General features: G+C 61.4%; 14 protein-coding genes. 1 reads left to right on the plus strand and 13 read right to left on the minus strand.

The annotated features are described in order from the left end of the window. Positions 1-72: 72 nt before the first annotated feature. From lpdA to eno, 13 genes are all read right to left on the minus strand, one after another. Entirely contained in the window at positions 73-1,491 is a 1,419-nt protein-coding gene (gene lpdA / locus HB676_RS23760; RefSeq protein WP_213740894.1) for a dihydrolipoyl dehydrogenase, read from the minus strand. A 3-nt stretch (positions 1,492-1,494) separates the two neighbouring features. Continuing rightward, a complete protein-coding gene (locus HB676_RS23765) occupies positions 1,495-1,923 on the minus strand; it encodes an endonuclease domain-containing protein (RefSeq protein ID WP_213740895.1) in 429 nt (142 codons plus the stop codon). 87 nt (positions 1,924-2,010) lie between these two features. Next, complete coding sequence (locus tag HB676_RS23770) at positions 2,011-3,393, minus strand: pyruvate dehydrogenase complex dihydrolipoamide acetyltransferase (RefSeq protein ID WP_213740896.1); 1,383 nt, start codon at positions 3,391-3,393, stop codon at positions 2,011-2,013. A 106-nt stretch (positions 3,394-3,499) separates the two neighbouring features. Next, complete coding sequence (locus HB676_RS23775) at positions 3,500-3,952, minus strand: deaminase (RefSeq protein WP_213740897.1); 453 nt, start codon at positions 3,950-3,952, stop codon at positions 3,500-3,502. 2 nt (positions 3,953-3,954) lie between these two features. After that, complete coding sequence (locus HB676_RS23780; RefSeq protein WP_213740898.1) at positions 3,955-4,260, minus strand: DUF5076 domain-containing protein; 306 nt, start codon at positions 4,258-4,260, stop codon at positions 3,955-3,957. Positions 4,261-4,263: 3 nt separating this feature from the next. After that, positions 4,264-5,670, minus strand: a complete 1,407-nt coding sequence (locus tag HB676_RS23785) for a pyruvate dehydrogenase complex E1 component subunit beta (protein WP_213740899.1) — start codon at positions 5,668-5,670, stop codon at positions 4,264-4,266. Positions 5,671-5,743: 73 nt separating this feature from the next. Next, entirely contained in the window at positions 5,744-6,766 is a 1,023-nt protein-coding gene (gene pdhA, locus HB676_RS23790) for a pyruvate dehydrogenase (acetyl-transferring) E1 component subunit alpha (protein WP_213740900.1), read from the minus strand. Between the two features lie 154 nt (positions 6,767-6,920). Beyond that, positions 6,921-7,238 (minus strand): septum formation initiator family protein, encoded by a 318-nt coding sequence (locus HB676_RS23795; protein WP_213740901.1) that lies wholly within the window; start codon positions 7,236-7,238, stop codon positions 6,921-6,923. Positions 7,239-7,315: 77 nt separating this feature from the next. Then, positions 7,316-7,873: an NAD(P)H-dependent oxidoreductase gene (locus HB676_RS23800; RefSeq protein WP_213740902.1), complete on the minus strand. Its 558-nt coding sequence runs from the start codon at positions 7,871-7,873 to the stop codon at positions 7,316-7,318. 174 nt (positions 7,874-8,047) lie between these two features. After that, complete coding sequence (locus HB676_RS23805) at positions 8,048-9,046, minus strand: MBL fold metallo-hydrolase (RefSeq protein ID WP_213740903.1); 999 nt, start codon at positions 9,044-9,046, stop codon at positions 8,048-8,050. 153 nt (positions 9,047-9,199) lie between these two features. Beyond that, positions 9,200-9,592 (minus strand): MAPEG family protein, encoded by a 393-nt coding sequence (locus tag HB676_RS23810; RefSeq protein WP_213740904.1) that lies wholly within the window; start codon positions 9,590-9,592, stop codon positions 9,200-9,202. A 103-nt stretch (positions 9,593-9,695) separates the two neighbouring features. Then, a complete protein-coding gene (locus HB676_RS23815; protein ID WP_213740905.1) occupies positions 9,696-10,835 on the minus strand; it encodes a zinc-binding dehydrogenase in 1,140 nt (379 codons plus the stop codon). Between the two features lie 113 nt (positions 10,836-10,948). Next, positions 10,949-12,232, minus strand: coding sequence for a phosphopyruvate hydratase (gene eno / locus HB676_RS23820; protein WP_213740906.1), 1,284 nt, complete (start codon positions 12,230-12,232; stop codon positions 10,949-10,951). Positions 12,233-12,386: 154 nt separating this feature from the next. On the opposite strand from eno, the gene queF reads away from it, so the two are divergent. Continuing rightward, positions 12,387-12,887, plus strand: a complete 501-nt coding sequence (queF, locus tag HB676_RS23825; RefSeq protein WP_213740907.1) for a preQ(1) synthase — start codon at positions 12,387-12,389, stop codon at positions 12,885-12,887. The last annotated feature ends 157 nt before the right edge of the window (positions 12,888-13,044 follow it).

Consider the following 13,044-nt stretch of genomic DNA (forward strand, 5'->3'; position numbering starts at 1 on the left):
GATGAAACGTACCGACTCGCGGCCATCCTTCGAGACGGCCGCGATGCGGCCTCCTCAGGATGAGGGCGGAAGTTACATATTCAACACACGCCCATAGGCATCCAGCACGGCTTCCTTCATCATCTCCGACAAGGTCGGATGCGGGAAGACCGTGTGCATCAGTTCTTCTTCGGTGGTCTCGAGATTCATCGCGACCACATAGCCCTGGATCAGTTCGGTGACTTCGGCGCCGATCATGTGGGCGCCGAGCAATTGGCCAGTCTTCTTGTCGAAGATCACCTTGATCAATCCCTGATCTTCGCCAAGCGCGATCGCCTTGCCGTTGCCGACGAACGGGAAACGGCCGACGCGGATTTCGCGGCCGCCTTCCTTGGCCTTGGCTTCGGTCAGGCCCACCGAAGCGATCTGCGGGTTGCAATAGGTGCAGCCGGGAATGAGGTTCTTGTCCATCGCATGCGGATGCAGGCCCTTAATGGCCTCGACGCAGATCACGCCTTCATGTTCGGCCTTGTGCGCGAGCATCGGCGGGCCGCCGACGTCGCCGATGGCGTAGATGCCGGGCACGTTGGTCTTGCCATAGCCGTCGATCACGACGCAGCCGCGTTCGGTTTTGACGCCGAGCTTTTCCAATCCGAGATTTTCGATATTGCCGACCACGCCGACCGCCGAAATCACCCGGTCGAACTCGACGCTCTGCGGCGCCTTGCCGTCATCGATGGTGGCGACGACGCTGTCGCTCTTCTTCTCAAGTTTTGTGACTTTGGTGCTGCTGAGAATCTTGATGCCTTGTTTCTCGAACCGCTTGCGCGCCAAGGTCGCGATTTCGGCGTCCTCGACGGGGAGGATCTGCGGCAGCACTTCGACCACGGTGACCTCGGCGCCCATGGTGTGGAAGAACGACGCGAATTCGATGCCGATCGCGCCGGAGCCGACCACCAGCAGCGATTTCGGCATTTTCTCCGGTACCATCGCCTCGAAATAGGTCCAGATCAGCTTCTTGTCGGGCTCAAGCCCCGGCAGCACGCGCGGGCGCGCGCCGGTGGCCAGGATGATGTGCTTGGCCTGATAGGCGCCCTCGCCCAGCGCACCCTTCGGCGCCTCGACGGCGGATTTCTTGACCGTGATCTTGCCGGGCGCGTCGATCGAGGCTTCGCCCCAGATCACCGACACCTTGTTCTTCTTCATCAAAAAGCCGACGCCGTCATTGAGGCGTTTGGAGACGCCGCGCGAGCGCTTCACGACCGCAGCAGGATCGAACGACACTTTCTCGGCCGACAATCCGTAATCGGCGGCATGCTGCATGTAGTGATAGATTTCCGCCGAGCGCAGCAGCGCCTTGGTCGGGATGCAGCCCCAGTTCAGGCAGATGCCGCCCAAATAGGATTTCTCGATGATCGCGGTCTTGAAGCCGAGCTGCGCCGCCCGGATCGCCGCGACGTAGCCGCCGGGGCCGGAGCCGATGATGATGATATCGAAGGACGTGTCGGCCATGTCTTACTCACTGTTCGCTGCCTTGCCCTCTCCCCTTGTGGGAGAGGGTGGATGCGCGCCGCCAGGCGCGCAGCCGGGTGAGGGGGATCGCGCGGCAAAATCGATGATCATTTCCATGACCGACTGTGACCGCAACAGAATGTCGTTGTTCCAGAAACGTAAAACACGAAATCCACGCTCCGACAAATCGTCATCGCTGCGTGTGTCATGTTCGCTTTCCGCGTGCTGGCTGCCATCCGCCTCGATAATCAAATGCTGCTCGAACGAGACGAAATCCACGATCCATGATCCGATAGGAACTTGGCGACGAAACTTCATACTTGCAAGCCGACGCGAGCGAAGCAGTCGCCAGAGCTTGATCTCGGCGTCCGTTGCGTTCGCTCGGAGAGTTCTTGCGAAGGCCCTCCTCTGAAACGGTACGCTCTGACGCATCCCCCTCACCCGTCTTCGCTTCGCGAAGCCACCCTCTCCCACAAGGGGAGAGGGAAGAAAGAGCCTTATTCGACAGCCCTGGTTAAATCACACCATCATCATTACGGGGTTTTCGATCAGCATCTTGAACGCGCCGATCAACTCAGCCCCGAGCGCGCCGTCGACGGCGCGATGGTCGCAGGACAGCGTCACGCTCATGATGTGCGCGGCTTCGATCTTGCCATTGCGCACAACCGCGCGCTCCTCGCTGGTGCCGACTGCGAGGATCGTGGCGTGCGGCGGGTTGATCACGGCGGTGAAATCCTTGATGCCGTACATGCCGAGGTTGGAAATCGCCGTGGTGCCGCCCTGATATTCATCGGGCTTGAGCTTGCGCGCCCTCGCCCGCGCCGCGAAATCCTTCATCTCGGCCGAGATCGTCGACAGCGACTTGGTTTCGGCCTTGCGGATGATCGGCGTGATCAGCCCGCCTGGCATCGCCACGGCTACGCCGATGTCCGAGTGATGGTGCTTGAGCATGCCGCCTTCGGTCCAGCTCACATTGCAGTCGGGAATGCGTTGCAGCGCGATCGCCATCGCCTTGATGACGAAGTCGTTGACCGACAATTTGTAGAGCGGCTTCTTTTCCTTGTCCTTGGGCGCGCTCGCGTTGATTTCCTCGCGTGCGGCCAAAAGCTTGCCGATGTCGCAGTCCATCGTCAGGTAGAAATGCGGAACGGTCTGCACCGAGGCGGTCAGCCGTTGCGCGATGGTCCGGCGCATGCCGTCATGCGGAACGACGTCGTAGCTGCCGGGTTCGAACAGCGCGAGAATCTGCTTGTCCGAGATCCCGGGCGCAATCGACGGTGCGCCGGCCGACGGGGCTGCCGCGGGCGCCTTGAGGCCCTTGCCGGATTTGGCTTCCTCGACGTCACGGGCAACGACGCGGCCATGCGGGCCGGAGCCGTTGATGCGTGTCAGCTCAATGCCGGCTTCCTTGGCGAGACGGCGCGCCAGCGGCGAGGAGAATGTGCGGGCGTGGCCGTTGGCCTGCGCCGCGGAGGGTGCTGGCGCTGCGGCGGCCGGTGCCGGAGCCTTGGCCGCGGGAACTGCAGCCGGTGCGGGTGCGGCTGCCGCAGCCGGTGCCGGTTTTGCGGCCGGGGCTTCCGCCGCCGGAGCCGCTGCCGCTTTCGGCGGCGCGCTGGCGGTCCCTGCGCTTGCTCCTGTCCCTGCCGACTTGACGTCCTCGCCGTCACCGGCGAGCACCGCGATCACGTCGTTGACGGCGACGTCCTGCGTGCCTTCGGGTACCAGGATCTTCGCGATGGTGCCCTCATCGACCGCCTCGACCTCCATGGTCGCCTTGTCGGTTTCGATTTCCGCGATCACATCGCCGGATTTGACCTTGTCGCCCTCTTTCTTGAGCCACTTGGCAAGGTTGCCCTTCTCCATCGTCGGCGACAGCGCAGGCATCAGAATGTTGATGGGCATACTGACCTCACAGGATATTCTTGTTCGTTGTCTTCCAATCGCTGGAAAGCCCAACGCGGAAAGGTTTGGGTGTTGTCATCACCCGATGAAAGTTCGAAACGCCGCGTCAATTGCCGATATCGCCTTGCCAGAGGCGTTCGTTGGCGGGAACCGATCGCCATGATTTCATCATGTTGATCGATCGTTCGTCTTCGAGATCGATAAAGGGAATGCCGAACTGGGTCAGGATGTCCTTGCTGCCCGGAAACGTCACGGACTCGCCGATCACAAGCAGCGACAGTTTGAACAACCCGATCGCGCCCGCGCACATCGAGCATGGCGACAGCGTGGTGTACATGACGGTGTCATGAAACGGGATCAGCCCGGCATTGCGCATGCAGGACATCTCGCCATGCAGGATGACGTTCTGCTCCTGCACCCGGCGATTATAGCCGCGTGAAATGATCTTCTTGTCGCGCGTCAGCACCGCGCCGATCGGCAGACCGCCTTCGGAGATGCTGATCTCCGCCTCGCGGATCGCTTCCGCCATGAAATCGAAATGGTAGGATTCAACGCTCACCGTCAATGTCCCTGTTGCGACCGCGGCGTGGTATCGCCCAGATCGGTCGGCCGCGCGATTTCAGCTTCGAACATCTCGACGATGCGCGCCAGCGCTTCGTCCTCGCTATAGGCGCTTTCCTTGGCATAGGCCCGCGCGGCATGCCGCGCGATGTCCACCAGCAGCAGGCCCCACATGTCCGGCTCCTCGAAGGCGCGGGTAAACGCGATCGAAAGGCCGCCATCGACCACAAAGGTGCGCAACACCTCGGTGGCGTCATCGCGCCCTATCACGTCAGGCGGCAATGGCTGTTCCTTGGGACCCGGCATGCGTCACCGGTACAAAACGGCTTTGGCGGCTTCGACCACCTCGGCCACCGAAGGCAATGCGAGCTTTTCGAGATTGGCCGCGTAAGGCATCGGCACGTCCTTGCCCGACACCCGCGCCACCGGCGCATCGAGGTAATCGAAGGCATGCTCCATCAGCCGGGCGGCGATTTCAGCGCCGACGCCGTTCTGCTGCCAGCCTTCTTCCACCGTGACGGCGCGGCCGGTCTTTTTCACGGAAGCCACGAGCGTATCAGTATCCATCGGGCGCAGCGTGCGCAGATCGATCACCTCGGCCTCGATGCCTTCCTTGGCGAGTTCATCGGCGGCCTTGAGCGCATAGGACATGCCGTTCGACCAGGAGATGATGGTGACATGACCGCCGGAGCGCACGATACGCGCCTTGCCGATCGGGATCACATAATCGTCGAGCTTGGGGACCTCGCCGGAATGACCGTACAGCATTTCGTTTTCGAGGAAGATCACCGGATTTGGATCGCGGATCGCGGCCTTCAGCAGGCCCTTGTAGTCGGCGGCCGAGAACGGCGCGACCACCTTGAGGCCGGGCACCTGCGAATACCAGGCCGAGTAATCCTGGCTGTGCTGGGCCGCGACGCGGGCCGCGGCACCATTGGGGCCGCGGAACACGATCGAGCAGCCCATCTGTCCGCCGGACATGTACAGCGTCTTGGCCGCGGAGTTGATGATCTGGTCCATCGCCTGCATGGCGAAGTTGAAGGTCATGAATTCGACGATCGGCTTCAAGCCCGACATCGCGGCGCCGACGCCGATACCGGCAAAACCATGCTCGGTGATCGGGGTGTCGATCACGCGGCGGGCGCCGAATTCCTGCAGCAAGCCCTGGCTGACCTTGTAGGCGCCCTGATATTCGGCGACTTCCTCACCCATCAGGAACACGTCGGGATCCCTACGCATTTCTTCCGCCATCGCGTCGCGCAAGGCGTCGCGGATCGTCATGGTCACCATCTCGGTGCCGGCGGGCACTTCCGGATCGGGCTCGGCGGCGGCTTTGGGCGCAGCGGGTGCAGCTTGCGGTGCCGGTGTTTCGTCTTTGGGCGCGGGCGCGGATTTCGCTTCAGCAACCGGCGCCGGTGCTTCCTGTTTGGCCGGCGCTGGAGCGCTGGCCTTGCCGGCATCGGCGGCGCTTTCGCCATCGGCCAGAATGGTCGCGATCGGCGTGTTGACCGCAACGTCGGCGGTGCCTTCCGGGATCAGGATCTTGCCAAGTGTGCCCTCATCGGTGGCTTCGACTTCCATCGTCGCCTTGTCGGTTTCGATCTCGGCGATGACATCGCCCGACTTGATGGCCTCGCCTTCCTTCTTCAGCCATTTCGAAAGGTTGCCCTTCTCCATGGTCGGCGACAGCGCAGGCATTAGCACTTGAATTGGCATATCCGCTCCGGAAAATTCACTCTTTAAGCTGCTTTAGGCTGCGCACATCCTGCGCGACAAGCGTTTCGCGCGTTTAACGATAGACGTCGGTCCACAATTCGGCGGCATCGGGTTCGGGGTCGTGCTGGGCGAAGTCGGCGGCAGCGTTGACGATCTCGCGCACCTCGGCGTCGATCGCCTTCAGGTCCTGTTCGCTCATCTTGGCTTCCAGCAGACGGTTGCGCACCATCTCGATCGGGTCGCTGTCGTGGCGGACCTTGTCGACCTCCTCGCGGGTACGATACTTCGCCGGATCCGACATCGAGTGGCCGCGGTAGCGGTAGGTCTGCATTTCCAGGATGAAAGGACCCTTGCCGGCGCGGCACCAGGCGGTGGCGCGGTCGCCCGCGGCTTTCACCGCGCGAACGTCCATGCCGTCGACCTGCTCGCCCGGAATGTTGAAGGAAATGCCGCGCTTGGAAAAGTCTGTTTGCGCCGAGGAGCGCGTGACCGAGGTGCCCATCGCGTAGCGGTTGTTCTCGATGATGTAGATCACCGGGAGCTTCCACAGCTCCGCCATGTTGAAGCTTTCATAGACCTGGCCCTGGTTCGACGCGCCATCGCCGAAATAGGCCAGACTGACGAAATCGTTACCGCGATAGCGATTAGCGAAAGCCAATCCCGTGCCGAGCGAAACCTGGGCGCCGACGATACCGTGACCGCCGAAGAAGTTCTTCTCCTTGCTGAACATGTGCATGGAGCCGCCCTTGCCCTTGGAATAGCCGCCATGGCGTCCGGTCAGTTCGGCCATAACGCCCTTGGCTTCCATGCCGGTGGCCAGCATGTGCCCGTGATCACGGTATCCGGTTATGACCTGATCGCCCTTCTTCAGGGCCATCTGCATGCCGACGACGATCGCTTCCTGGCCGATATAGAGATGGCAGAAGCCGCCGATCGCGCCCATTCCGTAGAGCTGGCCGGCCTTTTCCTCGAATCGGCGGATCAGCAGCATGTCGCGCAGCGCGCTTAATTCCTGCTCCCGGGTGAATTCCGGGGGGGTGTCGGCGCCATTCCCCTGCGCAGTTTCTTTCGCGACGCTTTTCTTCGGTGCGGCCATGGCATTTCCGGATGAGAGAACGAATAGCCCTCTCTAACCCAACTCAAACCGCCATGAAAGGATTGCGTGATCTTGCCGAAACTTTGCTATGCCGCAGTGCAATGCGGCGCGACATTTTCGAAATCTATTTCGCGCAAATTTGTAATTTTGGCGATCAGTTCGGATTGCCGGTCCGGATCAGGTCGTGCGGGTTGGCATAATCGAGCTGATAGCGCGCACGCTCGTCGAGCATGTCGGGGTCGACCCGGTCGGACCGCAGCAGCGAGACCCGCTGTTCGCCCTCTGCCCGCTCCCGCTTCAGGCGGGCCAGCTCGGAGGTCAGCGCGATGATCTCCTGGTCGAGCTCCTGGCGCGCATTCAACCCATACTTTCCGGTATAGGCGTTGACACCGAAATAGCCGACCATGGCCGCCGCCATCGTGTAGAGGGCGAGCCCGGTCAGAACGGATTTGAGTCGGCTGCGTGAGACCATGAGCCGAACATGCGACCGGCCCGGTTAACGGAATCCTAAAATTCCCAACCGGGCCGCGCCCACATTCGAAAAACGCTTTAGGTGTTGTGCTTGTGCACGTACGCCGCGAAGGCGTCGATATACTGCTTCATCACCGTCTGCATCGATTCCTTGACCAGCGCGCCCTTCTCATTGAAGGAATCCCCAACGCCGTTCAGGTAGATCTCGGGCTGGCCCATGATCGATCCGGATATGCCGGGCAGGATCTGCTGCAGATGCTTAGCCGCACTGACGCCGCCCTGCGGGCCCGGCGAATTGGCGACAATGCCGGTCGGCTTGCCGAGGAACGAGCTTTTTCCGTAAGGCCGCGACGCGATATCGATGGCATTCTTCAACACGCCGGAGATCGAACGATTGTATTCGGGGGTGACGAACAGCACGCCCTGCGACGCCTGGATTTTTTCACGGAAAGCCACCCAATCGGCCGGCGGGCTGGCTTCCAGGTCCTGGTTGAAAAAGGAGAGCCCGTTCAAGGTCACGACACTGAGCTTGAGCCCTTCGGGCGCCAGCTCGACGAACGCATTGGCGATCTTGAGCGAGAAGCTCTCCTTGCGAAGGCTGCCGGGAATGACGACGACATTGTAGGTGTGGGCCATGGAATTTCCTTTTGATGCGGGCACGGGACTGAATTCGGGCGTCACCCTAGCGTCGCCGGCACAAGATGCAAGTGCATGAATTGTTCACGCTCTCGTCATCGATGTCAGGCGTGAGATTCCGTTTCCGGGACCAGCCGTGGCCGATCCCGGACGCGCTGAATGGTCAGGCCGCGATCAGATCGTCGGATTCCACGCCACCGGGACGAGACGATATTTCGCGCCGTCCTTCTCGACATGACCGATCGAGGGGAAAGCGAAGTGGAAGCCCACCACCATCGCCTTCTCGGCCGCCGCCATGTCGTAGAATTTGTGCCGGGTTTCCTGCGCCAGCACCGGATCGGTGTCATAGGCGACATGCCAATCCGGATTGCGCAGGAAGAACTCGGGAATATTGGTGACGTCGGACTGGATCAGGACCTTTGAGCCGCCCGAGGCCACCGCGAAGGAGGTGTGTCCCGGCGTATGGCCAGGCGTCGCGATCGCCGTGATGCCCGGTGCGACTTCCTTGCCCCAGTCATATCGCGTCACCTTGGATTCGATGCCGGCGTAGATCTTCTTCACATTGGCGAAATAATTCTTCATCATTTCGTTGGATTGGGCCTTGGCGGCGTTCTCGTCGCTCATCCAGAAATCCCACTCCTTGGCCGGCACCATGATTTCGGCATTCGGGAACGCCATCGAACCATCGGCGGCGCGGATGCCATTGGTGTGATCGGGATGCAAATGTGACATCAGCACGACATCGATGCTTTTGGGATCGACGCCGGCGGCCACGAGATTTTGCAGAGTACGGCCGACCGCGCCTTTGGTCGGCTCATAGGTCGCGATCCCGTTGCCGCTGTCGATCAGAATGAGCTTGCTGCCGGTGTTGATGAGTTGCGGGTTGAACGGCACCGTGACCATGCCCTTCGGCATGTAGGCGGCCTCGGCTGCCGCCAGCACTTCGTCCTTGGGGACGTTTTTCACGAATGTATCCGGCAGCGGGAACGAGCGCGCGCCGTCATTGATCGACGTGCATTCATAGGCGCCGACCTTGTAGCGATAGAAACCCGGCGCCTGCGCTGCGGCTGACGGCGCCGCCGCGTGAGCGGCGGGCAATGACGTCAAGGCGGTCGCGGCGCCGGCGGCGGCCACAGCCAAAAGATCACGGCGATTCAAATTCAGGTCAGCCATGGCAGATTTTCCCCTCGTGAGTATGCGTTTTCGGCATGCGTTTCAGCCCCAATGCCCCGCTCGGGAGCGGCAGGCAAGTCGCCCGATCAGGGCAGTCTGTCAAATCATATTGTCATGCGCCCGCGCAATCCGTCACCGAGACCGCCTGCGCACTTACTTAATGAATTCCCAGAAGATCCCGGCCACCGCGACATAACCGAGCGTGAACAGCACCGTGCGCAGATAGGGAATGCCCAGGAGATAGACGACGGCATGGGCCAGCCGCAGCCAGAAGAAAGCCATCGCCCAGAATGCCGTCATCGCGTTGGCTTTGCCCGCCAGGTGAACCGCGATCACCAGCGCCGCAAATGGCGCGAAGGTCTCTACTGCGTTGATATAGGTCCGGTCGGCCCGCCTGCCCCACAGCGGCACCGGCCGTGGCGTGGGATCGAGATAATTCGGGGGCGCCAGTCCCCCATTGGTCATCACCTGGCAGGCGATATAGGGAATCCACAGGGACGCGGTCAAAATGGCCGTAAAGGCGAGGTATTTTATATCTGCAGACATTGATTTCCCCCGTTTTTAAAAACTGTTTTCAACAACTCCTGTCACGTCATTCGTTGGACAATGATCGGCCTGATCGTCAGCCCGGCTGAGGGCCTGGAAACCATCAGCCCTTGTTCGGATTGATCAGGTATTTCTCTCCGGTCGCGCGCTTGTTGTAGACGGCGATGTGCGCGAGCTGCAGCGCCTCCTGCAACGACACTACCTGCGTGTAATGGCTGGCGAAGGTGGTCTTGAGTTCGTCGACGACGCGCTGGCGCAGCCGCATCCCGTCGGCCGGGCCGATCTTCTGCAGGAACGGAAACAGCAGCCAGCCGCCGACACCCCAGGCCATGCCGAACGCCCGGTTCAATTCGAGCGGGCTGGGATCGAGGCTGCCGTAGATATAGACCTGCTTGTGCACGCTCGACCCATAGCGGCTGTAGACCTTGGCGGTCTTGTTGATCGCGATTTCCATGCCGGTCAGAATCTGGCCGGCGAGCTTGCCGCCGCCGATCGCATCGAACGCCAGCGTCGCGCCGGTTTCCACCAGCGCCGCCGTCAGATCGGCCATGAAGGTCGGCGCGGTGGAATCGACGATGTGCTTGGCGCCGAGCTTGCGCAGGATGTCCGCCTGCAGGGAGCTGCGCACGATATTGACGAGATCGACGCCGTCCTTGAGGCAGATCTTGTTGAGCATCTGGCCGAGGTTGGAAGCGGCCGCGGTGTGAACCAGTGCCTTGTGCCCCTCGCGGCGCATGGTCTCGACCATGCCGAGCGACGTCAGCGGATTGACGAAGCACGACGCGCCCTCGGCGGGTGTGATGCCGGCGGGCAGCACCAGGCAGTCGCCTGCCCTGATGGTGCGGTATTGCGCGTACATCGCGCCGCCGATCATCGCGACGGTCTTGCCCATCAGCGCTTTCGCGGCATCGGACGATCCGGTCTTGATCACGACGCCGGCGCCCTCATTGCCGACCGGCATGGATTCATCGAGCCGCGCGGCCATCGCGCGCATCGCCGCTTCCGGGACTTTTGCCGTGATGACCGGCGCATTCTTGCTGCCGGACGCCTTGGCTGAACTCATGTCGGCGGCGCCAACCAGAAGACCGAGGTCCGACGGATTGATCGGCGCGGCCTCGACGCGGACCACGACCTGGTCGGCGGAGGGCTCGGCAATCGGAACGCTGACGAGCGATATTTCGAGTTCGCCGCTCTTTTTGATCAGCGAACGCAGTTCCAGCCCGGTTTTGCCATCTGAACTCATCGTAACCCTCCCTGTTTCAGCTTAAGCCGAATTGGCCGGGAGTGTTCTCAGGTTACGACGGGAAGGCAAGCCTGATTGTGCCGTCCGAAATAGCGAAATCCGCGGTGGCGGCCTCAGGCCAACGCCTTCAGCGCCGCCCTGCCCGCGTATTTTGCCTGGCTTCCCAATTCCTGCTCGATCCGCAGCAACTGATTGTACTTGGCGGTGCGATCGGAGCGGGCCAATGAGCCGGTTTTGATCTGGCCGCAATTGGTCGCGACGGCGAGATCGGCGATGGTGGAGTCTTCCGTCTCGCCGGAGCGGTGCGACATCACGGCGGTGTAGCCGGCCTTGTAGGCCATCTCGACGGCGCTGAGCGTTTCCGTCAGCGTGCCGATCTGGTTGACCTTGACCAGAATGGAATTGGCGCGGCCGTTCTTGATGCCGTCGGCGAGCCGCGTCACGTTGGTGACGAACAGATCGTCGCCAACGAGCTGGCATTTGCCGCCGATCAGATCGGTCAATTGCTTCCAGCCGTCCATGTCGTCTTCGGACATGCCGTCCTCGATTGACACGATCGGATAACGCGACGCCAGGTCAGCAAGATATTTCGCCTGTTCCGAACCGGAACGGGTCTTGTTCTCGCCGCCGTAAACGTAATTGCCGTCCTTGAAGAATTCGGTGGCGGCGCAATCCAGCGCCAGCATCACGTCGCTGCCGGCCTTGTAACCGGCTTTGCCGATCGCAGCCATGACGAACTCCAGCGCGGCGTCCGCCGACGGCAGGTTCGGGGCGAAGCCGCCTTCGTCGCCGACATTGGTGTTGTGACCGGCCTTCTTCAACTCGCCACGCAGCGTGTGGAAGATTTCCGAACCGCAGCGCAGCGCCTCGGCAAAGGTCGCAGCACCAACCGGCATGATCATGAATTCCTGAAAATCGATCGGATTGTCGGCATGCACGCCGCCATTGATGATGTTCATCATCGGCACCGGCAAGGTCCGCGCCGAGGTGCCGCCGACATAGCGATAAAGCGGCATGTCGAAGGATTCCGCCGCCGCCTTGGCGCAGGCGAGCGAGACGCCGAGGATGGCGTTGGCGCCGAGCCGGCTCTTGTTCGGCGTGCCGTCGAGTTCGATCATGATCTGGTCGATCTGGACTTGTTCCTCGACCGCCATTTCGCTGAGCGCATCGAAGATTTCGCCGTTCACAGCCGTGACGGCCTTTTGCACGCCCTTGCCGAGATAGCGCGCCTTATCGCCGTCGCGCAGTTCAACCGCCTCATGGGCGCCGGTCGAGGCGCCCGACGGCACGGCAGCGCGGCCGATCGAGCCGTCTTCCAGCACCACATCGACCTCGACCGTGGGATTACCGCGGCTATCGAGGATTTCGCGGCCGATGATGTCGACGATGGCGGTCATGGGAGCCTCTTTGGAAGTCGGGATTGGACAGGTTGGCGCTGCTTCTACAGCAAGCCATCACGGCGGAAAAGGTTGCCTTGCAAAGTTGCCTTGGCGGTCCTTGGCAGTGACGCCGCCCGGCGAATTGTCTAATAACGCGGCAACGGAGACCCTTATGTCCAAGAAGCCCCGCAAATCCTCAAAAAAATCGTCCAATCCGGCATCGAATTCAACCGGCCTGCAGCTTGGCCGCGCCGTGGAATGGCCGACCTCGCCCGATGAGGCGAAACTCGACCGCGTGCCCAATCCGCAAAAGGACACCAATTATGTGGTGCGATTCACCGCGCCCGAATTCACCTCGCTCTGCCCGGTCACCGGCCAGCCGGATTTCGCGCATCTAATGATCGATTATGTGCCGGGACAATGGCTGCTGGAGTCGAAATCCCTGAAGCTCTATGTCGCGAGCTTCCGCAATCACGGCGCTTTCCATGAGGATTGCACGGTCGCGATCGGCAAGCGGATCGCGGCGGAAATCAAACCGAAATGGCTGCGCATCGGCGGCTACTGGTATCCGCGCGGCGGCATACCGATCGACGTGTTCTGGCAGACCGGCAAACTGCCGAAGGGAATGTGGATCCCCGACCAAGGCGTCGCGCCCTATCGCGGACGGGGGTGACTGCGGATTAATCGGTTAAATCGATTGATTTGAATATTATTATCTGTTGGATTGATTGATCGAAACTGTCGATCTTGGGCGAACCAAATCGATGGAGCCCGATCATGACCAACGTAGCCTCCCACTCCCTTTCCAGCGCCAATCTCGCCGCTCAGCC

It is taken from the genome of Bradyrhizobium sp. dw_411 (genome assembly GCF_018449695.1).
Lineage (GTDB): Bacteria > Pseudomonadota > Alphaproteobacteria > Rhizobiales > Xanthobacteraceae > Bradyrhizobium.